Below are 21,186 nucleotides of genomic sequence, written 5' to 3' on the forward strand. Positions count from 1 at the left end.
GACGATGATGGCATCTATGGTGGAGCCATGTCCGCTCCAAAGAAGGTCTTCGGGATCATCCTCGCCGGCGGCGAGGGCAAGCGCCTCATGCCTCTCACGGCCGATAGAGCGAAACCCGCAGTGCCCTTCGGCGGACAGTACAGACTCATCGACTTCGCGATCTCGAACCTCATCAACTCCGGGTTGCGGCAGATCGTGGTGCTGACGCAGTACAAGTCGCACAGCCTCGACCGACACATCTCGCAGACCTGGCGGATGTCGGCGCTCCTCGACTCCTACGTGACCTCCGTGCCGGCCCAGCAGCGCCTCGGCAAACGGTGGTTCTCGGGCTCCGCCGACGCGATCCTGCAGAGCATGAACCTCATCAACGACGAGAAGCCCGACATCGTCGTCGTGATCGGCGCCGATCACGTGTACCGGATGGACTTCCGCCAGATGCTCGAGGCGCACATCGAGTCCGGTGCCAAGGCGACCGTCGCCGGCATCCGCCAGCCGCTCGCGCTCGCGTCGCAGTTCGGCGTGATCGACGCCGACGCGGAGTCCGGACGGATCAAGCAATTCCTCGAGAAGCCGACCGACATCGCGGGCCTCGAGGATTCGCCCCACGAGGTCCTCGCCTCGATGGGCAACTACATCTTCGACGCCGACGCGCTGATCGCCGCCGTCGAGGCCGACGGGGAGTCTCCCGTGTCCGGGCACGACATGGGGGGCGACATCGTCCCCTACTTCGTCGAGCGCGGCGAGGCCGGCTACTACGACATGAAGCAGAACGAGGTCCCCGGTTCTTCTCCACGCGACCGGTCGTACTGGCGGGACGTGGGGACGATCGACTCGTTCTTCGACGCACACCGGGACCTCATCTCTACGCTTCCCGTCTTCAACCTCTACAACATGGAGTGGCCGATCCACTCGCAGGCCGTCAACTCCCCGCCGGCGAAGTTCGTCAGGGACTCGGTCGGACGGATCGGCAACGCGATCGACTCGATCGTCTCCCTCGGCTCGGTGCTGTCCGGAACGCACCTGGAACGCAGCGTCGTCGGTCCGTGGACACTCGCCGGAGGAGGATCGACCATCACCGACTCGGTCGTGTTCGACCACGTGCACGTCGGCCAGGGGGCACGCATCCACCGGGCGATCCTCGACAAGAACGTGGTGCTGGCTGATGGAGCGACGGTCGGTGTGGACCGTGAACGCGACCTGGCGCGCGGCTTCACCGTCACGGAGTCCGGCATCACCGTCGTGGGCAAGGGCATCTTCATCGACCGCTGAGCACGTCACGCCGCACACCGACCCCTCGAGCGATCGCTAGGCTCGACGGGTGACCAGCGCGCGCTTCCTCGTCGTCCTCGATGCCGATTCCACCCTCATCCGCAACGAGGTGATCGAGTTGCTCGCCGACGAAGCCGGACGGCGTGCCGAGGTGCAGGCTGCCACCGAAGCGGCGATGCGCGGTGAGGTCGACTTCTCGACGAGCCTGCGCTCGCGGGTCTCGGCTCTGAAAGGTGTACCGGTGTCGGCCTTCGAGCGCGTCCGCGCGCGCATCGAGCCCACGCCCGGCGTGCGAGAGCTGACTGCGGCCGTCCACGACCGCGGCGGGGTGGTGGGCGTCGTCTCCGGAGGATTCCACGAGATCCTCGACAGCGTCGCGCCGGCCCTCGGCGTCGATCGCTGGCGAGCCAACCGCCTCGACGCCGCAGAAGGCGTGCTGTCCGGCCTGGTCGACGGTGACATCGTCGACGGCGCGGCGAAGGCATTGTCGCTCCGGGAGTGGGCGGCGGAACTCGGGGTCGCTCCCCGGGCGACCATCGCGATCGGCGACGGTGCGAACGACCTGCCGATGATGGCGGTCGCCGGTCTCGGTCTCGCCTTCAACGCGAAGCCCGCCGTTCGGGAGGCCGCGAGCCTCGTCATCGGCCCGCAGGACTTGGCGGAGGTCATCGCCCTGCTGCCGTAGGGGGAACGCTGTGGTGAAAGTCCGACGCCACCGCTAGCGTCAGCTCATGGACATCATCCTCATCCCGGGACTCTGGCTCGATGCGTCCAGTTGGGAAGAGGTGATCCCTGCCCTCGAACAGGCTGGGCATCGCGCACATCCCCTCACCCTCCCCGGCCTCGGCGCGCCCGCCTCCATCTCCGCGGGGATCGGCATCGCCGAATGGATCGACGCCGCCGCCCATGCCGTGGACGCCCTGCAGGGACAGATCGTGGTGGTGGGTCACAGCGGCGGGGGCAACGTGGCATGGGGAGTCGCCGATGCCCGTCCCGAGCGCCTGAAGCGGGTCGTCTTCGTGGATACCGTGCCACCCCCTCCCGGAAGCGGCATCAGCGAGTTCGGGATCGTGGACGGGGTCGTGCCCTTCCCCGGTTGGAACTTCTTCCCGGACGAGGATGTGAGCGACCTCGACGACGCGACTCGAGCGCGCACGGCTCCCCTCACCCGCAGCGTTCCCGCGAGGGTGCCGACCGACGGCATCGTCCTGGAGAACCGCTCACGCCATCGGGTTCCGGTGACGCTGCTGATGGCTGGCCTCGATCAGGCGGCGTTCGACGAGATGATCGACGAGTGGGGTGCGTACGCCGACGAATACCGGTCGATCGATGACGCCGAGGTCGTGCGCATCGGCTCCGGCCACTGGCCGCAGTTCTCCGTGCCCGAGCGGCTCGGTGCGCTGATCAACGCGGCGATCGCGCGCTGAACACCGGTCTCGGGGTCAGTGCCCCATCCCGAGACCGCCATCGACGGGGATGACCGCACCGGAGATGTACCCGGCGTCGTCGCCCGCGAGCCACGTCACGACGCCCGCGACCTCATCGGGGGTGGCGAAGCGTGCGGCGGGGATGCTCGCCTTGTACTGCTTCTGTGTCTCCTCAGGGAGCTCCGCAGTCATGTCGGTCTCGATGAACCCGGGAGCGACGACATTGGCGGTGATCCCCCGAGCGCCGAGCTCGCGGGTGATCGAACGGGCGAAGCCGACCAGGGCGCTCTTCGACGCCGAGTAGTTGGCCTGGCCTGCGGAGCCGTAGAGTCCGACGACGCTCGAGATCAGGATGATGCGGCCGAAGCGCGCGCGGAGCATCCCTTTCGAGGCACGCTTGACGACACGGAACGTGCCCCCGAGGTTCGTCGCGACCACACTGTCGAAGTCGTCCTCGCTCATGCGCATCAGCAGGGTGTCCTTGGTGATGCCCGCATTCGCGACGACGATCTCCACCGGGCCCAGCTGCTGCTCCACCTCGGTGAACGCCGCATCGAGCGCGGCCGCATCCGTGACATCCGCCCGGACCGTGAGAGTCCCCTCCGGCCCCTCGCCGCTGCGAGCGGTGACCGCGACGCGGTATCCGTCCCGCACGAAACGCTCCGCGATCGCGCGGCCGATACCGCGGTTTCCGCCGGTGACGAGGACGACGCGCTCAGCGCTCATGGGGACACTCCTGCTCTGGCCGGTGGCTCGGGGTTCCGAGCCGTCATCGATCCTACCGACGATGCCGGGTCGATCCTCGGCTCCGCTATGATCGCGATCGGCGCGTTCCCTCTCATCGGCGTCATCATCAGCTTCCGGTTCGTCGGAGCGCTCAGCCTGCCCGTCGTCTTCTCGCGCTGAACCGCCTCCGAACCGGCACGCCGAATGCCCGGTACCGGCGTAGGCTTGAGACATCGTGAAGAACGCGCGTCAAGTCCCGGCCGTCACCTCACTGCCGCAGTCTCCGCGGGATGAGGCAGACCATCGTGTGCGCCGTTATGTCCTGACGATGTCCATCCGCATCGCGTGCTTCGCTCTGATGGTGCTGGTCCAGCCGTACGGGTGGTACACCTGGGTCTTCGGGATCTCCGCCGCCGTGCTGCCGTACATCGCCGTGGTCTTCGCCAACGCGGGCAGCGACAGCACCGAGACCGGTGCCGAGTCGCCGGTTCAGGAGTTGGCCGCCCCGGGGCCCGCACCGATCGAGAGCCAGCCCGCGACACCCCCGGTGTTCACGATCCACGAAGGCCCGAAGGACCGATGACAGACCTCGAATGCTCGCGTGCCGGTTGCCGGAGCGCGGCGACCAGACAGGTCGTGTGGCGCAACCCCCGCATCCATGCCGCCGATCGGGAGAAGATCTGGTTGGCGTGCGATGAGCACGTCGCCTACCTCCGGGACTATCTGGCAGCACGTGACTTCCCTGTCAGTGTTCGGGATGGGATCCCCGCATGAGCGGACGTCTGACCCGATGGGCCGTCTACGTGCTCATCGCGATCGGTTTCGCGGTCGCGTGCGTCTTCCTGTCGAACTGGCAGTTCGAGCGCAACGAGACCAGAGCCGCGCAGATCGAGCTCGTTGAAGAGAACTACGACGCGAAGCCTGTTCCCCTCTCCGACCTCATCGGGGAAGACGGTGCCCTCGATCCCTCCGACGAGTGGCGACCGGTGATCCTGCAGGGCGAATACCTCGCCGACCAGCAGCTCCTGGTGCGCAACCGCCCGCACGGCGGGACGAGCGCCTTCGAGGTGCTCGTGCCGTTCCGCGACGTCGATGGTCGCATCTTCATCGTCGATCGCGGCTGGGTGCCGCCGGGTGACGGGGACGCGCCGGATTCGGTGCCAGCGCCGCCGGAGGGCGAAGCCGAGGTCACCGTGCGTCTTCGCCCGGGTGAGCAGGTTCCGGCGTCGGGCCGTGGCGCGCCCGAAGGTCAGGTGCCGACCATCAATCTGCCGACCATCGCCGATCTCGTCGACGGTGACGTGATCACCGGAGCCTACGGACGGATGATCAGCGAGGACCCGGCCGGCGCAGGGACGCTGGGGGGATTCGACTCCCCCACCGACGATCCGGGTCCGCACCTGTCCTATGCCATCCAGTGGATTCTCTTCGCGCTGATGGGCTTCATCTTCATCGGATACATCATCCGGACGGAGATCGTGAAGCACCGCGAGGAGGTCGAGGGAGTCCAAGCCCCCGTCAAGAAGTCGCGCCGCAAGGACCACGACGCCGACGTCGAGGACGAACTGCTCGACGTGCGGTGACTCTTCAGCCGGTGCTCGCTCGGTCCGACCATGGCATCGGGCGCTCCGGTAGCCGCGAGCTGTCGTCCGGAAGGTGCGGCAGTTCCTCGCCGCCGGCGCGGAGACAGAGCCAGCGCAGTTCGCCCGGACTGTCCGGTCGCGCCCGCCACGTGCGAGCGACGCCCTGACCGACGCGGATCACGGTACCGGGGCCGACCTCCACCACATCGTCGTCCAGCCCCATCTGCCCTCGCCCTCCGAGGAACACGTAGACCTCTTCGATCTTCCGGTGCACGTGCCAGTAGCCGGCCTCTTCGCCCGGCTCCAACGCGTTCGCGGTCATCCCGATGTACTGCATCGTCAGCTCATGGTCGACGACGCGACGCCCGTCGCGCGATCGTGCGGCATCGAAGCCACCATGGTGGGTGCGCCACTCGTCGAGCGACCCGATCTCGAGCACCTGATAACCGCTCATGTCCGCTCCCCTGCGACTCTATATCTCGCCACACCGGCGGCCTCGCCCGTCACGCTGCGGCTCCAGCCGCCCTCCGCGCGCTGAAAGACGATCCGGCTGTGGTTCCGGTCCGCCGATCCCTGCCAGAACTCGACGCGCGCCGGGACGATCCTCCAGAGCACCCATTCCCCCGGCGCGACACCGCGACGAGCGTCAGCCGACCGCGCGGCGAGATCTGCGGCGCTCTCCGCCTCGGACGCTTCCTGGATCATTCCCCGAACCCGCACGGCCCGTCGGAGCGGCTGCCACCAGAAGTTCAACGCCGCGGCAGGGCGTGCGGCGATCTGCTCGCCCTTGCGGGACGAGCGCGTCCCGGCGAACGCCCATCCTCGCGCGTCGACGCCCTTGAGGATCAGTGTCCTCGCATCCGGCACGCCGTCATCGTCGACCGTCGCCAGGGTCGCCGCGTGCGGTTCCGCGACCCCGCTCTCGGCGGCCTCTCCGATCCAATCGACGAAGAACGGCACGGGATCTTCGGGAAGCGCTGCGAGATCGAGCGGCGGCGCGACCCCGGTGAGGGAAGGCTGCGCACGCAGCCAGTCGCTGATGTCTGACGAGGACGGGGGATGCGCGAACGGCATGCTCTCGACTATGCCATGGGTCCGCCCCGGGCAGGGCCGAGTGGTCAGGCGAGTTCGGCGGAGGCGGAACCCACCGGGAGCGGCCCCAGGAGGTCGATCAGCTCGCCGAGCGTCGAGACCCGGCGGGTGTCTCCCGCCCACTTCTGGTGCCCGCCGTCGAAATGGACGAACTCCGCGCCGAGATCGTCCGCGATCTCTCGATCGTGATTGGTGTCGCCGACGACGAGCACATCATGCGCAGTCATCCCGGATGTCGCCAGCCATCGCGAGATCACATCGTGCTTGGAGGCGCGGAAGGGATCGTCGATCGACAGCACCGCTTCGAACGCCTCGCCCAGGTCGTGCGGGGCCATCTGCCGAGCGAGGGCATCCGGAAGAGTCGCCGAAGCGAGGACCTGGCGGATCCCTCGCTCACGGAGCACCGCGAGCGTGGCCCGCACGTCGGAGTGGAGCGGCGCCTTGCCGACGCGCTGGGCGAGCAGGTCGAGATACGTGGTTGCGGCCGACACGAATCGGTCGTCCCCGAGTCCGACCGAGCGGTAGAAGTCCCGGATCGGGAAGCGGAAGACGGATCGGTACGCGTGCTCGTCGGCGAGCGGTTCGAGCGCGTGCTCCTCGAGCACGGCGTTCATGACCTGACGGCAGATCTCGGCATCGTCGAGCAGCGTGCCGTTCCAGTCCCAGCAGATCGCGCGGATGTGACCCAGCTCCATGTCCGTCACGATATCCCGGGCCGCCGACACGGAACCGACCCCCTAGGCGAGCTCGATGAGGTCCTGGTACTCCTGGCTCCAGATGTCCTCGACCCCGTCCGGCAGGATCAGCACACGTTCGGGGTTGAGTGACTGCACGGCACCGGGGTCGTGCGAGACGAGCACGACTGCGCCCTCGTAGTGCGCGAGCGCACCGAGGATCTCCTCGCGCGAGGCAGGATCGAGGTTGTTGGTCGGCTCATCGAGCAGCAGCAGGTTCGCCGACGACACGACCAGCGTCGCGAGCGACAGACGGGTCTTCTCACCACCGGAGAGGACGCCGGCGGGCTTGAGCACGTCGTCACCCGTGAACAGGAACGACCCGAGCACCTTGCGCGCTTCGGTCTCCGTGATGTGCGGAGCGGCCGAGACCATGTTCTCGAGCACCGAGCGATTCACATCGAGGTTCTCGTGCTCCTGCGCGTAGTAGCCGACCTTGAGGCCGTGCCCCGGCTCGAGCTGTCCCGTATCGGGCTGGTCGACGCCGGCGAGCATCCGCAGCAGTGTGGTCTTTCCTGCACCGTTGAGTCCGAGCACGACGACCTTCGAACCGCGATCGATCGCCAGGTCGACGTCGGTGAAGATCTCGAGCGAGCCGTACGACTTCGAGAGGCCGGAGGCCATCATCGGCGTCTTACCGCAAGGAGCGGGCTTCGGGAAGCGCAGCTTCGCCACCCGGTCCTCCTGACGCACCTCGTCCAGTCCGGCAAGCAGCTTCTCGGCGCGCGCGATCATCTGGTGCGCAGCAGCGGCCTTCGAAGCCTTCGCACCGAAGCGGGCGGCCTGCAGCTGCAGGGTCGTCGCCTTCTTCTCGGCGTTCGCGCGTTCCTTCTTGCGACGCTCCTCATCAGCCACCCGCTGACGCAGGTAGTTCTTCCAGTTCATGTTGTATGTGTCGATGATCTGGCGGTTCGCGTCGAGGTAGAACACCCGGTTGACGGTCTCGCCGACGAGCTCCACATCGTGACTGATCACGATCAGCCCGCCCTTGTAGCCCTTGAGGAACTCGCGCAACCACACGACACTGTCGGCGTCGAGGTGGTTGGTCGGCTCGTCGAGGATCATCGTCTGCGCGTCGGAGAAGAGGATGCGCGCGAGTTCGATCCGACGGCGTTGACCGCCGGACAGCGTCGACAGCGGCTGGTCGAGGATACGGTCGGGAAGCGACAGGTTGTTGGCGATGGACGCGGCTTCGGCTTCGGCCGCGTAGCCGCCCTGCGCCTCGAACTGCTCGGTGAGTCGGGCGTACCGCTTCATGGCCTTGTCGGCCACCGCGGGGTCGTCGGAACCCATGGCGAGGGCCGCCTCGGTCATGCCGAGGTTGAGCTGACCGAGCCCGCGGGCATCGAGGATGCGCGTACGCGCGAGGTCTTCGGGATTGCCCGAACGAGGGTCCTGCGGCAGGTAGCCGAGTTCCCCGGAGCGGGTGACGCTTCCGCCCGACGGGAGCACGTCACCGGCGAGCACCTTGGTGAGCGTGGTCTTCCCGGCCCCGTTGCGGCCGACGAGTCCGATCTTGTCTCCGTCGGCGACGCGGAACGAGACGTTCTCCATCAGCAGGCGCGCGCCAACGCGGATCTCGAGGTCGTGCACGGCAAGCACAGCGGACGTCCGTTCTTTCGGGGAGGTTGTCGGCCGATCGGCCAGCCTCCCAGTATAAGCGGCGTCGCCGGGAGTCGCGCTCAGCAAGATCACTCCGAAGGGTGAGGGTCCCGATACCCGAGAGGGATGCCCTGCTCGGGGTCCGCTGCATAACGTACGGGAGTGGACATCCTCAACGAGCTCATCATGCAGGCGATCGCCTCACCCTGGCTGTACCTGGTCCTGTTCGCCGTCACCGTCATCGACGGCTTCTTCCCCCCGGTTCCCAGCGAGACCGTGCTCGTCGCCGCGGCGGCGGTCACCGCCTCCACCGGCGAGGGAAACCTGGTGCTCCTCGGGCTCGTCGCCGCGATCGGTGCGGCGATCGGAGACAATCTCGCCTTCGTCATCGGGCGAGCGGTGGGCACGACGAGGTTCGCGTGGATGCGACGCCCCCGGGTGGCGGCGGCATTCGCTCACGCCCAGCGCGCACTCGACCGTCGGAGCGCGACGCTCATCCTCGGCGCCCGCTACATCCCGGTCGGTCGGGTCGCCGTCAACATGAGCGCGGGCGCTCTCCACTTCCCCTGGCGGCGCTTCCTCCCCTTGAGCCTCATCGCCGGGGTCAGCTGGAGCGTGTTCAGCCTCGCGATCGGTCTGCTCGCCGGCGCCTGGATCAAAGACCAGCCCCTGCTCAGCGCCGGGCTCGGCATCGTCATCGCCCTCATCATCGGGTTCGTGATCGACCGGATCGCCGCGGCCCGTCGCCGCCGTGCGCCGGCGCCCCAGCTGGCAGGATGACAGTCATGGCACGACGCCGGGAGCGCACACCGCTCCGCCAACGGATCAACCGCCGCACCTCCGCCCTCGTGGCGCTGGGTGCGGCGGTCGTGGCGCTGTACGCGGTGCTCGTCCCGCTGCAGACCCTCCTGTACGGCACACCGCTGCCGCTGTCGTTCATCCTCGGAGCTGTGCTGTGCGCTTCGCCGCTCCTCGCGATCTCACGTCCTCGCTGGGCTCTCATCCTGTTCACGGCGAGTGCGTTCACCCTGCCGCTCACGGTCGTGCCGGAGCTGGCGATCCAGTCTCCCTGGCCGTGGTCCGTTCCGGCACTCCTCGTCTTCGTCCTCTTCGTCGGCGTCGTCACTTTCCTCCATGGGACGAGGATCGGGGCCTTCGCCCTGATCCTCGGGGCGATCGCCTCGCTTCTCGCCCCCGTGCTCCGGCCCGACATGGTCGCCCTCCCGGCGTCATCCGCCAGTGCGACCGCCGACCTGATCGTCACGACTGCAGTCGCCTCCGCGATGTTCCTCATCGCAGCGCTGATAGCCGGGCGGGTCCGCGTCGCCGCCGAGCTGACGCGCGAGAAGGAGCACAGCGCGCTCGAGGAGGCCAGGCGCGCGCTCGTCGAAGAGCGCACACGGATCGCCAGGGAGCTGCACGACGTCGTCGCCCACAGCATGTCGGTGATCCAGGTGCAGGCCTCGACGGCCAAGTATCGGATTCCCGAGCTCGGCACCGCCGCCATCACGGAGTTCGACGACATCGCCGCCACCGCCCGGACCTCGCTCACGGAGATGCGACGCATGCTCGGGGTGCTCCGCACCGAAGACCAGAGCGCCGAACTGGCCCCGCAGCAAGGCGTCGACGACATCCCCGCCCTTGTCGACAGCATCCGCCGCGCCGGTGTCGACGTCGGACTCGTCCTCGAAGGAACCGAAACCGCCTCCGCCACACCTGCTGTCCAGATCGCCGCCTTCCGCGTCGTGCAGGAGGCATTGAGCAACGCCGTGCGACACGCACCCGGTGCGCGCATCGCTGTGCGCGTGCGCGCAGAGGCGCGCAGCATCCACATCCAGGTGCACAACGACGCACCGCCGCACCGCGCCGAGAGTCACGGCACCGGCTACGGGCTCCGGGGCATGCGGGAGCGCGCCGAGATCCTCGGCGGCAGTCTCTCCGCCGGCCCCGCGTCCGACGGAGGATGGGATGTCGACGCCGTCCTCCCCCTCGACGCCGCCCCGGCCGGCACGCTTTCATCCCCTTCCCCTGACAAGGAGAGCCTGTGACCATCAGCGTCCTCATCGCCGACGACCAGGCCATGGTTCGAGCGGGGTTCGCCGCGCTCCTCGACGCCCATGACGGCATCCATGTCACCGGGCAGGCGGCGAACGGTGCGGAAGCGGTCACCCTCGCCGCGCGTCTCGATCCCGATGTGATCCTCATGGATGTGCGCATGCCGGAGCTCGACGGGATCGAGGCGACGAGGCGCATCCTCGGCCCCTCCTATCCGGCCGCGCACGTACCTCGAATCCTGATGCTCACCACATTCGACATCGACGACTACGTGTACGACGCGCTCGAGGCCGGCGCCAGCGGCTTCCTGCTGAAGGATGCTCTACCGGAGGAGCTCGTGCACGCGGTTCGGGTCGTCGCGGACGGCGATGCGCTGCTCGCGCCCAGCGTGACGCGCCGCATGATCGAGCAGTTCGCCGGCCGCCGCCCCCGCGCACCGCGCTCGGCGACGGCTCTCGCCGAGCTCACGGATCGCGAGCGCGAGGTGCTCGTACTCATCGGTCGAGGTCGTTCCAACACCGAGATCGCCGCCGATCTCTTCATCGCAGAGCAGACCGTCAAGACGCATGTCGGCAAGGTGCTCGCCAAACTGAGCCTGCGAGACCGCGTGCACGCCGTGATCCTCGCGTACGACACCGGACTCGTCGAACCGTCGTCCTGACTCACCCCGTCGTAGGGGGTCGTGACGGCACCCACGGGTGATGCCCTCGCCGGCACCACCTCCATAGTCTCCTGGAACACCGCTTCCGAGGAGGACTCATGGCCATCGTCCAGGCACCGCGCGCCGTCAGCACCACGGCTCCCCCACGCGCATCCCGCGACACCGGGATCGACTTCCTCCGGGCCCTCTGCGTCCTCGGGGTCGTGCTCCTGCACGCCATCATGGTCGGCGTCACCGTGACCGATTCCGGACCGGTCTTCGCCAATGCCAGCGACGGGACCGGATGGATCGCGCCGCTCAGCTGGTTCCTCCAGGTGATGCCCCTGTTCTTCGTCATCGGAGGGTTCTCGGGTCTGCTGGCCTACCGGCGGATGCATCAGCGCGGAGGCACGGCCATCGGCTTCGTCGCCGGCCGTGTGCATCGACTGCTGCGTCCGGCGATCTTCACGATCGCGGTCATCGCACTCGCACTCGCGCTGCTCACGGTCTTCGGCGTTCCCGCCGACCTCATCGCGACGGCGGGATTCCGATACGGGCAGCCGCTGTGGTTCCTGGGCGTCTTCCTGCTCTGTCAGGCTCTGCTCCCTCTTCTCGCCTCCGCCCATGAACGCGCACCGCTGCGCACGATCGGCGCGCTGGTGCTCGCCTCGATCACCGTCGACGTGCTGCGCACAGCCACCGGCATCGACGGGCTGGGGTTCCTGAACCTCGCTTTCGTGTGGATGACCCTCCAGCAGCTCGGGTTCTTCCTGGCCGACGGCAGCATCGACCGCCTCGCCAGGCGCGTACGCGCCACCGCCGGGATCACGGCCCTCCTTCTGCTCGTCGCGACCTTCGCCTTCGGCATCTACTCCCCCGACCTCATCGCGAACATCAACCCGCCGACCGCGGCGCTCCTCCTCGTCGGAATTGCGCACACCAGCCTGCTGTCACTGCACCGCGAGCGTCTCGAACGGTTCAGCCGTCGGCCGCGGGTCGCCGCGTTCACCGCCTTCGTGACGGTGCGCACCATGACGATCTACCTCTGGCACATGCCGGTACTGCTCCTGATGGCCGGTGTCACCGCAGTGTACGCACTCGTCGCCGGAGCCAGCCTGCCGGCGTTGGACAGCGCGGGATGGTGGGCCGGGCGTCCCCTCTGGCTGGCGACGGCTCTCGCTCTCACCGCTCTCGTCGCCGTCGCCTTCACGCGATTCGAGTCGCAGCCCGCGCCCTCGGCGACGACCTCGATGCACCGCATCGTCATCGGAACCTTGAGCGGTCTGGTCGGGATCGTGCTCCTTCTGGTGCTCGGCACCTCGGTATCGACCGCGCTGATCGCGATCGCGCTGATCGGCGCCGCGCTGCGACTCTCGTCGCTGTCGACTTCTCAGCGACCGACACAGCGAGCACGAGTCGCAGTCAACGCGCCCGTGCCGGCCTGAGTCAGACGATGCCCCGGGCCGCCAGCGCTTCGCCGACGTCATCCGCGTGCCGCAATGCGAGCACCAGCAGCGGCACGACGGTGCGGATCCCCAGGCGCACATCGCGGGCCTGCTCGGCTTCTCGCACGCGTGCGGCGAACCCGGCGATCACCGGGACTGTCGTGAGGGTGAGCGATATCGTCAGCGCCACCGCCTCCGGATCGACCCCCATGCTGCGAAGCGGACGGAGGAGACGATGGAGCACCGCGAGAAGGTCCGACATCCGAGTGGTCAGGGTCAGCAGGCTCGCCAGGAGGAGCACCGCCACGACCCTCCCTGTGCTGATCCACGCGGCGACGGGCGACACGAAGATGAGCAGCGCCGCGGCGAGGACGAGGACGATCCAGCGCAGACGCCAGGCCTCCGTGACGAGCACACGGAACGGCAGTCCGCTCAGGCCGTACAGCCCCACGACGATCGCGAGCGAGACGCCGATGCTCAGCGAGTCGTGCGGATACAGCGAGAGCACGAGGGCGCCGACAGCCAGGGCCGCGAGTTTGAAGCCTGCCGGCGCTCGATGGATGAGCCCCGTTCCCGGACGGTAGAGCGGGATCATGCGCACGCCCGCCGGTAGGCGTCGATCACGCGCGCCGGCTCACCGGAGGCGGCGATCCTCCCGTCCTCGAAGAGCAGCGCGGCGTCGCAGCGGGCAGCGAGGTCGAGGTCGTGCGTGACCACCACCACCTGCGCCTGCTGTGCGAGCAGGAGGTCGCCGATGCGGCGGGCGTTCCGTAGATCCAGCAGCGTGGTCGGCTCGTCGGCGACGATCACGCGCGGTTGCGCGATGAGCACCGACGCCAGCGCGAGCATCTGCTTCTGCCCACCGGACAGCATCGATGCCGGGACCTCGGCGTGCGCGCCCAGTCCGTTCGTCTCGAGGGTCTCCTGGACGCGCGCGGCCACTTCCGCCTTCGGGCGACCGCGCAACGACAGCGCGAGATCCTCGGCCGGTGTCGGCATGAGGATCTGCGCATCCGGATTGGTGAAGACGAAACCCACGAGGCGGCGCACCGCTGCACGCTCCTGCACGGTGTCATGTCCGTGCACACGCACGGTGCCGCTGTGGGGTGTGACGAGTCCGTTCAGCAGCCTCGCGAACGTCGACTTCCCCGAACCGTTCGCCCCGATCACGGCGATCGTGGAAGCCGTGAGCTCGACGCTGATGTCATGCAGCACCGAACGTCCGTCGAGTTGCACCGACACCCGCTCGAGCGTGATCGGAGCCCCGGCGACCTGAGGGCACCCCGTCATCTGATCTCCCCGTCACGGTCCTGAACACTGTTCACCTGAACGTCGTTCACTATAATCGGAGCATGAGTCCCGAGCACAATCCGGCACGTCACGACCGCGACAGCGTGGCCAGGTGCGCTCTCGCCCTGCTCGACGAGGTGGGACTCGCCGATCTCTCGATGCGGCGCATCGCCGCCGGGCTCGACGTGCAACCCAGCGCGCTCTACTGGCACTTCGCGAGCAAGCAGGAGCTGCTGGCCGAACTCGCCGACCGGATCACCGCATCGATCCCTCACGGGAGCACCGACGTCCTCACGACCGCGCGCGGCATCCGCGACGCACTCTTCGCCTACCGTGACGGCGCCGAACTGGTCCTCAGCACCTATGCGCTCCAACTCGGCTCGTCGCAGGCGCAGACCGCGCTGACCGATGCGCTCCGCGCGCAGGGAGCCCCCGATGCGGATGACCGTGGAGCCGCGATCCTGCATTTCGTGCTCGGACACGCAACGCTCGTCCAACAGCGCATGCATGCCGACAGCCACGGCGCTCTGCCCGACGCCGGCGCTCTCGACGTCACCGCCGGACTCGATGGCGTGTTCGACCTCGGGGTCACCGCCCTCGCGGGAGCCCTCAGCGCGCCGGCGCCTCCGCCGCGTGCCCGAGTCTGAGCCCGGGTACGACAGCCAACGCGACGAGAGCGATACAGAACGCGAAGACCGCGCTGAACGCCCCGGCCTCGCCGCCGAGCGTCGCGACACCGAGACCGGCGAGTGCGATGGCGACGGCCGATCCGGCCGCGTCCGAAATCGACAACGCGGAGGAGTTGAACCCCTGATTGGTCTCGTCCGAGTAGGCCAGGGTCAGGACGGTGAGGCGTGGATAGAGCAGTCCCATCCCGCCGCCAGCGAATGCCCAGCCCACCACCACGACGGCCGCCGAGACGTCGAACATGGCGGCGGTGAGCACGCACAGCATCGCGACCAGGAGTGACCCCAGGCTGATCGTCGTGATGCGGTGATTGCCGAGTCTCTCGCCGAACCGCCCCTGCAGGGCCGAGGCACCCGCCCACGCGAGGGCCGCGAGCATGAGGGCGACGCCCGCCCAGGTCGCGCTGAAGTCGAACTTCTTCATCAGCAGATAGGGGATGTAGGCCTCCGCAGCGAAGAAGGCTCCCGCCACGATTCCTCGCATGAGCACCACGCTGGGAAGCCCCAGCCCTGCCCGCAAGGTACGCCGCGGCAGCAGTGGCAGCACGGCGAAGCCGATCGCCAGCACGGCGCCGAGCGCCACCGGCCATCTGATCGAGGGGGTCATCTCGGCGGAGAAGCCGACGACGACGGCGAGGACCGCGACGACGACCGCGAGCAGCAGGCGGACGATGAGCGTACGGCGATCCTGCGGCTCGCCACGCCCGAGGTCGACCCCACGGAGGCGGACGGCGATCATCAGGAACGCCGCAGCGGTGAGCACGGCCACGCCCAGGAAGGCCCAGCGCCAGTCGAGATACTCGGCGACGGCGCCCGCCAGAAACGGACCGACCATGGACGGCACGACCCACGCCGCGGCGAAGGCGGCGAAGATCCGACCGTGCAGATGGGGCGGATACAAGCGTGCGACCACGACGTACAGTGCGACCGTCTGCCCTCCCGTCCCGAGCCCCTGGACGAGGCGTCCGACCAGGAACTGATGCATCGTGACGGCGAAGCCCGAGAGGAGCAGACCGATGATGAAGAGCGTCACCGCGACGTAGAGGGCGCCACGGGGGCCGCGGGCATCCGACCAGGCTCCGGTCGCGACCATGCCGATCACGCTCGTCGCGAGGGTTCCCGCGAAGGCCACGGCGAACAGCGCCTCCCCATCGAGAGCCTCGCTGACGATCGGCATCACCGTCGTGACGGCCAGAGCCTCGATCGCCGCGAGGAAGATCAGCGCGACCGCGCCGAGAGTCACCCAGATCCGTTGGCGGTCCCAGATCGTCGCGTCGTCGGCGGCGACGGTCATCGGCCGACGAGCGACGCGATGCGTTCGATGGCCTCGGTGAGGATCTCCGGACTGGTGCCGAAGTTCAGTCGCACGTGGCCCGCGCCCTCCGCGCCGAACGACGGCCCGAAGTGCAGGGCGACCTTGGCGTCCTTGAGGATGCGTCGAGCAGGGTTGTCGCCCCACTCCAGTGCGGAGAGATCGATCCAGGCGAGGTAGCCCGCATCGGGGATGCGGTAGCGCGCGCCGGGAAGACGGGCGGAGAGAAGATCCTCGAGCAGCACGCGGTTCTCGTCGAGAGTGCGCAGCAGACCGTCGAGCCACTCATCGCTCTCCTCCGAGAACGCCGCGACGGCCGCGAGCAGCCCGAACTGCCCCGTTCGCCATTCGACCTCGACCGGAAGACCTCGGACGACGGCGCTGGTCGCGTCGTCGGCCGTGACCATGAGGGCGCACTTGAGCCCGGCGAGGTTGAACGCCTTGCTGGCGCTCACGACGGCGTAGCCCACCCGCTGCGCGGAGTCGCTCACGGACAGGAAAGGGGTGAACCCCGTGCCCGGCTGGGCGAGCGGAGCATGGATCTCGTCCGAGACGACCGCGACGCCGTACTCGTCGGCCAGCTCCGCCAGCGCAGCAAGACTGTCCCGATCGTGCACCGTGCCGGTGGGGTTGTGCGGGTTGCAGAGCAGGATCGCCGTCGCACCGTCGTCGAACGCCGCGCGGATCCCGTCGATGTCGAGCTCCCAGCCGGTGCCGGTGTCGCGAAGCGGTACCCGTTCGACCTCTGCACCGGCCTCGGCGACCAGATCATAGAAGGGCGGGTACACGGGCGGCGTCACGACGATCCGCTCCCCCGGCTGCGTCACGCGACGCAGGATCTCCACGATCCCCATGCTCACGTCAGCCGTGCTGCGCATCCGGGCCGGGTCAGGGTCCCACCCGTAACGTCGGCTCGCGAAGGCCGCGAACGACTCCGCGAGTGGCGTGCGTGAGGCGACATACCCCGTGTCACCGATCTCCACCGCACGCTGCAACGCCGTCGAGATGGCCGGAGCCAACGGGAAATCGGTCTCCGCGACGAACAGCGGCAAGACGTCGGCGGGGTACTCCCGCCACTTCTCGCTGCTGCGCTCGCGGAGTTCCGCAAGAGGCAGGGCCTTCACCTGAAGCATTGGTTCTCCCGAGGTTCCGACACGCGCCGTCGCGGTGCCATCCGATCCGACGCACGCCGATGATGCCTTCCGGCAATGCTCCTGCGGGGTCAGATAGCGAAGCCGAGGGCGCGCATCATGTCGCGTCCGTCATCCGTGATCCGCTCCGGGCCCCACGGTGGCATCCAGACCCAGTTGATCCGGAAGCGATCGACGACGCTGTCCAGAGCCTGGGCGGTCTGGTCCTCGAGGACGTCCGTGAGCGGGCAACCGGCGCTGGTCAGCGTCATGTGGATGACGAGAGCATCGTTCTCGTCATCCCAGGCGAGGTCGTAGATGAGGCCGAGGTCGACGACGTTGATCCCGAGCTCGGGGTCCATGACGTCTTTGAGAGCCTCGGTGACCGCGTCGTACTTCTCGTCCGTGAGGGTCGCTGTCATGCGATCAGCCTACGCCTCGATGGGGGCTGCAGGGTCGAGGAAACGGTCGTATCCCTCGTTCTCCAGCCGGTCCGCGAGCTCGGGGCCACCCTCTTCGACGATCTTGCCCGCGACCACCACGTGGACGAAGTCGGGCCGGATGTAGCGGAGGATGCGGGTGTAGTGCGTGATCAGCAGCACGCCGAGCCCGGTGGACTCCTTCGCACGGTTGACGCCCTCGGAGACGATCTTGAGCGCGTCGACGTCGAGGCCGGAGTCGGTCTCGTCGAGGATCGCGAACTTCGGCTTCAGCACCTCGAGCTGCAGGATCTCGTGACGCTTCTTCTCGCCACCGGAGAAGCCCTCGTTGACGTTGCGCTGCGCGAACTTCGGGTCCATGCGCAGGTTCGACATGGCCGCCTTGACGTCCTTGGTCCAGCCGCGGATCGCCGGCGCTTCGCCGTCGAGTGCCGTCTTGGCCGTGCGCAGGAAGTTCGTCACCGTGACGCCGGGGATCTCGACCGGGTACTGCATCGCGAGGAAGAGGCCGGCGCGGGCCCGCTCGTCGACGCTCATCTCCAGGACATCCTGCCCGTCGAACGTGATCGAACCGGAGGTCACCGTGTACTTGGGGTGCCCGGCGATCGTGTAGGCCAGCGTCGACTTGCCAGAACCGTTGGGGCCCATGATGGCGTGGGTCTCACCCGTGTTCATGGTGAGGTTGATTCCGTTGAGGATCGGGGTGGTCCCCGCATCGGTCTCGACCGTCACATGCAGGTCGCGGATCTCGAGAACAGACATTCTTCAGACTTCCTTAATCACAGTCGGATCGATGAGCACGTCGTCGCCGTCGATCTGGACGACGTAGACGGGGACGGGCTCATATGCGGGGAGATTCTGGGGCTTGCCGGTGAGCAGCGAGAAGGCGGAGCCATGGGCCCAGCACTCCACGGTGTCACCCTCGACGAAGCCCTCGGACAACGAGATGTCGCCGTGGGTGCAGGTGTCGCCGATGGCGTGGATGACGCCCTCGCCGTCTTTGATCACCGTGATGGGGACGCCGCCCGGGTCCACGCGCAGCGGCATGTCCTGTTCGAGGTCGGCGACGCCGCAGACGCGCTCGGCGGTCATGCGCTCACCTCGGCGAGCTCCGTCTCGATCGCTGCCAGCAGTTCGGTCTCGAGGGCGGGGATGCCGAGGCGCTGCACGATGTCGGTGAGGAACCCGAGCACGACCAGACGTCGCGCCTCCTCCTCGGTGATGCCGCGAGCCTGCAGGTAGAACAGCTGCTCGTCGTCGAACCGACCGGTGGCACTCGCGTGTCCGGCGCCGAGGATGTCACCGGTCTCGATCTCGAGGTTCGGGATGGAGTCGGCACGCGCGCCCTCCGTCAGCACCAGGTTGCGGTTCGCCTCGTAGGAGTCGGTTCCGGTCGCGTCGGCGCCGATCAACACGTCGCCGATCCACACGCTGTGCGCGCCCTCACCCTGCAGCGCGCCCTTGTAGAGGACATCACCCTTGGTGTGGGGTCCCTTGTGGTGCAGGTAGACCTGACTCTCGAGGTGCTGCCCGGCATCCGCGTACGAGAGCCCGTACAGGTACCCCTCGGACCCGGCGCCCGTCAGCTCGACGCTCGGGTTGACGCGGACCACTCCGCCGCCGAAGCTGATCACGAAATGCCGGAGTGTCGCGTCTGCTCCGACCGTCGCCTGGTGAGCGGACGCGTGAACCGCGTCGTCTTCCCAGCGCTGGAGACTGACGACGGTGAGCTTGGCTCCGTCGCGCACGATGATCTCGACGTTCTGCGCATACTGCGCGGAACCGGAGTGCGCGAGCACGATGGTGCCGCGCGAATGCGGGAGGGCTTCGATGAGGATCTGCCCGAAAGCGCGCTTGTCTGCGCCCTTCCCCTCGACGGGGACGATGATCGGCTCGCCGAGTTCGGCCTCGGCAGGGATCTGGATGTGCAGACCGCGGGGGCTGTGCTTCCACGCGAGAGCGCTCGGCAGATCCTCGGGGCGGAAGAACTCGCCGTACGGGCCCTTCTCGTCCGCAGACGGCTCGAGGAACGCTTCGGCCGCGCCGAGACCATAGGTCACCGCGTCCTCGTCTCCCTGCTCGTCGGTGAAGAGTCCGCCGAACTTCGCGACCGGCGTGTGCTTCCAGTTGACCTCGCGCCCGGTCGGGGCGCCGAAATCAGCGGGGTCGAAGGAGTGCGGGCGCTCCGAGCGGGTCTGCACGGGGACGAATCCCGCGGAGGCGACCTGTGCCGCCGGATCGATGTGCGCGCTCGCGGGCGCGTCGGTGTTCTGCGCCTCGGCGGGCGCTGTCGTCGAGGCCGTCACTAGCCGACCGATCCTTCCATGCCCATCTCGATGAGCTTGTTCAGTTCCATCGCGTACTCCATGGGAAGCTCCCGTGCGATCGGCTCGATGAAGCCGCGCACGATCATCGCCATCGCCTCGTCCTCGGGCATGCCGCGGGACTGCAGGTAGAACAGCTGCTCCTCGCTCACCTTCGAGACCGTGGCCTCATGGCCGAGCTGCACGTCGTCGACGCGGATGTCGATGGCCGGGTAGGTGTCGGAGCGGGACTTGGTGTCCACGAGCAGAGCGTCGCAGCGCACCGTGTTGGCGGAGTGGTGCGCCGCCGCGTCGACGCGCACCTCGCCGCGGTATCCGGCACGTCCGCCACCACGAGCGATCGACTTCGAGACGATCGACGACTGCGTGTAGGGCGCCATGTGGATCATCTTGGCGCCGGCATCCTGGTGCTGACCGGGACCGGCGAAGGCGACGGACAGGGTCTCGCCCTTGGCGTGCTCGCCCATCAGATAGATCGACGGGTACTTCATCGTGACCTTGGAGCCGATGTTGCCGTCGACCCACTCCATGGTCGCGCCCTCGTACGCCACGGCGCGCTTGGTGACCAGGTTGTAGACGTTGTTCGACCAGTTCTGGATCGTCGTGTACCGAACGCGGGCGTTCTTCTTCACGATGATCTCGACGACGGCCGAGTGCAGGGAGTCCGACTTGTAGATCGGAGCCGTGCAGCCCTCGATGTAGTGGACATAGCTGTCCTCGTCGGCGATGATGAGCGTCCGCTCGAACTGCCCCATGTTCTCGGTGTTGATGCGGAAGTAGGCCTGCAGCGGGATCTCGACGTGCACGCCCTTCGGGACGTACACGAACGAACCGCCAGACCACACGGCGGTGTTCAGCGCAGCGAACTTGTTGTCGCCTGCGGGGATGACGGTGCCGAAGTACTCCTCGAAGAACTCGGGGTGCTCGCGCAGTGCCGTGTCGGTGTCCATGAAGATGACGCCCTGGGCTTCGAGGTCTTCGCGGATCTGGTGGTAGACGACCTCGGACTCGTACTGAGCCGCGACGCCGGCCACGAGGCGCTGACGCTCGGCCTCGGGGATGCCGAGGCGCTCATAGGTCTCGCGGATCTCGGCGGGAAGGTCCTCCCACGTCTGCGCCTGCTTCTCGGTGGAGCGGACGAAGTACTTGATGTTGTCGAAGTCGATCTCGCTGAGGTCTGCACCCCAGGTCGGCATCGGCTTGCGCCCGAAGAGCTGGTACCCCTTGAGACGGGTCTTCAGCATCCATTCGGGCTCATTCTTGAGGCTCGAGATCCCACGGACGACGTCTTCGGAGATGCCGCGTTTCGCGATGGCACCCGCAGCATCCTCATCGTGCCAGCCGAATTCGTACACCCCCAGACCGTCAAGCTCCGGGCGGTCGATCAGCACATCCGACATCCAACACTCTCCTCACAGGTCCCAAACGGTG

Annotated in this window: 25 protein-coding genes; 11 read left to right on the forward strand and 14 right to left on the reverse strand. The window is 67.9% G+C overall.

Going from position 1 to position 21,186, the window contains the following annotated elements:
* Positions 1–27 precede the first annotated feature (27 nt).
* From glgC to DW307_RS05830, 3 genes are read left to right on the forward strand one after another with little or no spacing between them, the layout of a single operon-like run.
* Positions 28–1,269 carry a glucose-1-phosphate adenylyltransferase gene (gene glgC / locus DW307_RS05820; RefSeq protein WP_021200737.1) on the forward strand — a complete coding sequence of 414 codons (1,242 nt, stop codon included), beginning with the start codon at positions 28–30 and terminating at the stop codon, positions 1,267–1,269.
* Between the two features lie 49 nt (positions 1,270–1,318).
* Positions 1,319–1,954: a phosphoserine phosphatase SerB gene (serB, locus tag DW307_RS05825; RefSeq protein WP_136024279.1), complete on the forward strand. Its 636-nt coding sequence runs from the start codon at positions 1,319–1,321 to the stop codon at positions 1,952–1,954.
* A 46-nt stretch (positions 1,955–2,000) separates the two neighbouring features.
* Entirely contained in the window at positions 2,001–2,696 is a 696-nt protein-coding gene (locus DW307_RS05830; RefSeq protein ID WP_136024280.1) for an alpha/beta fold hydrolase, read from the forward strand.
* A 15-nt stretch (positions 2,697–2,711) separates the two neighbouring features.
* Here DW307_RS05830 and DW307_RS05835 read toward each other — a convergent pair whose 3' ends face one another.
* On the reverse strand, positions 2,712–3,422 hold the full coding sequence (locus DW307_RS05835; protein WP_017830420.1) for a beta-ketoacyl-ACP reductase: 711 nt from the start codon (positions 3,420–3,422) through the stop codon (positions 2,712–2,714).
* Positions 3,423–3,657: 235 nt separating this feature from the next.
* Between DW307_RS05835 and DW307_RS05840 the strand changes: the two genes are divergently transcribed.
* Genes DW307_RS05840 through DW307_RS05850 form a run of 3 tightly spaced genes read left to right on the forward strand, consistent with a single transcriptional unit; the run spans position 3,658 to position 5,005 of the window.
* Positions 3,658–4,005 (forward strand): DUF3099 domain-containing protein, encoded by a 348-nt coding sequence (locus DW307_RS05840; protein ID WP_029265042.1) that lies wholly within the window; start codon positions 3,658–3,660, stop codon positions 4,003–4,005.
* Positions 4,002–4,196, forward strand: coding sequence for a hypothetical protein (locus tag DW307_RS18255; RefSeq protein ID WP_081859644.1), 195 nt, complete (start codon positions 4,002–4,004; stop codon positions 4,194–4,196). Before DW307_RS05840 ends, DW307_RS18255 begins: the two co-directional genes overlap by 4 nt.
* The gene (locus DW307_RS05850; protein ID WP_021200742.1) at positions 4,193–5,005 is read left to right on the forward strand and encodes an SURF1 family cytochrome oxidase biogenesis protein; all 813 of its coding nucleotides are present in this window, start codon (positions 4,193–4,195) and stop codon (positions 5,003–5,005) included. The genes DW307_RS18255 and DW307_RS05850 overlap by 4 nt, the downstream gene beginning before the upstream one ends.
* Before the next feature lie 4 nt (positions 5,006–5,009).
* Here DW307_RS05850 and DW307_RS05855 read toward each other — a convergent pair whose 3' ends face one another.
* Genes DW307_RS05855 through abc-f form a run of 4 tightly spaced genes read right to left on the reverse strand, consistent with a single transcriptional unit; the run spans position 5,010 to position 8,433 of the window.
* Positions 5,010–5,459: a cupin domain-containing protein gene (locus tag DW307_RS05855; protein WP_021200743.1), complete on the reverse strand. Its 450-nt coding sequence runs from the start codon at positions 5,457–5,459 to the stop codon at positions 5,010–5,012.
* The gene (locus tag DW307_RS05860; RefSeq protein WP_051671192.1) at positions 5,456–6,079 is read right to left on the reverse strand and encodes a pyridoxine/pyridoxamine 5'-phosphate oxidase; all 624 of its coding nucleotides are present in this window, start codon (positions 6,077–6,079) and stop codon (positions 5,456–5,458) included. Before DW307_RS05860 ends, DW307_RS05855 begins: the two co-directional genes overlap by 4 nt.
* Before the next feature lie 44 nt (positions 6,080–6,123).
* The gene (locus tag DW307_RS05865) at positions 6,124–6,792 is read right to left on the reverse strand and encodes an HAD family hydrolase (protein ID WP_051671191.1); all 669 of its coding nucleotides are present in this window, start codon (positions 6,790–6,792) and stop codon (positions 6,124–6,126) included.
* A gap of 42 nt (positions 6,793–6,834) precedes the next feature.
* The gene (gene abc-f / locus DW307_RS05870; protein WP_029261766.1) at positions 6,835–8,433 is read right to left on the reverse strand and encodes a ribosomal protection-like ABC-F family protein; all 1,599 of its coding nucleotides are present in this window, start codon (positions 8,431–8,433) and stop codon (positions 6,835–6,837) included.
* A gap of 162 nt (positions 8,434–8,595) precedes the next feature.
* Between abc-f and DW307_RS05875 the strand changes: the two genes are divergently transcribed.
* From DW307_RS05875 to DW307_RS05890, 4 genes are all read left to right on the forward strand, one after another.
* Positions 8,596–9,213, forward strand: coding sequence for a DedA family protein (locus DW307_RS05875; protein WP_136024281.1), 618 nt, complete (start codon positions 8,596–8,598; stop codon positions 9,211–9,213).
* Positions 9,214–9,218: 5 nt separating this feature from the next.
* Positions 9,219–10,481 carry a sensor histidine kinase gene (locus DW307_RS05880; RefSeq protein ID WP_136024282.1) on the forward strand — a complete coding sequence of 421 codons (1,263 nt, stop codon included), beginning with the start codon at positions 9,219–9,221 and terminating at the stop codon, positions 10,479–10,481.
* Positions 10,478–11,149, forward strand: a complete 672-nt coding sequence (locus tag DW307_RS05885) for a response regulator (RefSeq protein WP_029260246.1) — start codon at positions 10,478–10,480, stop codon at positions 11,147–11,149. The genes DW307_RS05880 and DW307_RS05885 overlap by 4 nt, the downstream gene beginning before the upstream one ends.
* Positions 11,150–11,247: 98 nt before the next feature.
* Positions 11,248–12,573 carry an acyltransferase family protein gene (locus DW307_RS05890; protein WP_136024283.1) on the forward strand — a complete coding sequence of 442 codons (1,326 nt, stop codon included), beginning with the start codon at positions 11,248–11,250 and terminating at the stop codon, positions 12,571–12,573.
* 1 nt (position 12,574) lies between these two features.
* Here DW307_RS05890 and DW307_RS05895 read toward each other — a convergent pair whose 3' ends face one another.
* Together DW307_RS05895 and DW307_RS05900 are read right to left on the reverse strand one after the other, a co-directional pair.
* A complete protein-coding gene (locus DW307_RS05895) occupies positions 12,575–13,168 on the reverse strand; it encodes a CbiQ family ECF transporter T component (protein ID WP_136024284.1) in 594 nt (197 codons plus the stop codon).
* Positions 13,165–13,863 (reverse strand): energy-coupling factor ABC transporter ATP-binding protein, encoded by a 699-nt coding sequence (locus DW307_RS05900; protein ID WP_029260243.1) that lies wholly within the window; start codon positions 13,861–13,863, stop codon positions 13,165–13,167. Before DW307_RS05900 ends, DW307_RS05895 begins: the two co-directional genes overlap by 4 nt.
* Positions 13,864–13,925: 62 nt before the next feature.
* Between DW307_RS05900 and DW307_RS05905 the strand changes: the two genes are divergently transcribed.
* Complete coding sequence (locus tag DW307_RS05905; RefSeq protein WP_136024285.1) at positions 13,926–14,510, forward strand: TetR family transcriptional regulator; 585 nt, start codon at positions 13,926–13,928, stop codon at positions 14,508–14,510.
* Here the strand turns inward: DW307_RS05905 and DW307_RS05910 are convergent.
* From DW307_RS05910 to sufB, 7 genes are all read right to left on the reverse strand, one after another.
* Positions 14,473–15,843, reverse strand: coding sequence for an MFS transporter (locus DW307_RS05910; protein WP_029265032.1), 1,371 nt, complete (start codon positions 15,841–15,843; stop codon positions 14,473–14,475). The genes DW307_RS05905 and DW307_RS05910 overlap by 38 nt on opposite strands.
* Positions 15,840–16,994, reverse strand: a complete 1,155-nt coding sequence (locus DW307_RS05915) for a MalY/PatB family protein (RefSeq protein WP_029265031.1) — start codon at positions 16,992–16,994, stop codon at positions 15,840–15,842. Before DW307_RS05915 ends, DW307_RS05910 begins: the two co-directional genes overlap by 4 nt.
* Before the next feature lie 89 nt (positions 16,995–17,083).
* Complete coding sequence (locus DW307_RS05920; protein ID WP_021200756.1) at positions 17,084–17,413, reverse strand: metal-sulfur cluster assembly factor; 330 nt, start codon at positions 17,411–17,413, stop codon at positions 17,084–17,086.
* Between the two features lie 9 nt (positions 17,414–17,422).
* On the reverse strand, positions 17,423–18,193 hold the full coding sequence (gene sufC / locus DW307_RS05925) for a Fe-S cluster assembly ATPase SufC (protein ID WP_021200757.1): 771 nt from the start codon (positions 18,191–18,193) through the stop codon (positions 17,423–17,425).
* 3 nt (positions 18,194–18,196) lie between these two features.
* On the reverse strand, positions 18,197–18,523 hold the full coding sequence (locus DW307_RS05930) for a non-heme iron oxygenase ferredoxin subunit (RefSeq protein ID WP_017830403.1): 327 nt from the start codon (positions 18,521–18,523) through the stop codon (positions 18,197–18,199).
* A complete protein-coding gene (gene sufD / locus DW307_RS05935) occupies positions 18,520–19,737 on the reverse strand; it encodes a Fe-S cluster assembly protein SufD (RefSeq protein WP_136024286.1) in 1,218 nt (405 codons plus the stop codon). The genes DW307_RS05930 and sufD overlap by 4 nt, the downstream gene beginning before the upstream one ends.
* A complete protein-coding gene (gene sufB, locus DW307_RS05940) occupies positions 19,737–21,155 on the reverse strand; it encodes a Fe-S cluster assembly protein SufB (RefSeq protein ID WP_021200759.1) in 1,419 nt (472 codons plus the stop codon). Before sufB ends, sufD begins: the two co-directional genes overlap by 1 nt.
* Positions 21,156–21,186: the final 31 nt, after the last annotated feature.

It is taken from the genome of Microbacterium sp. K27, assembly GCF_004794435.1.
Classification (GTDB): domain Bacteria; phylum Actinomycetota; class Actinomycetes; order Actinomycetales; family Microbacteriaceae; genus Microbacterium; species Microbacterium maritypicum_A.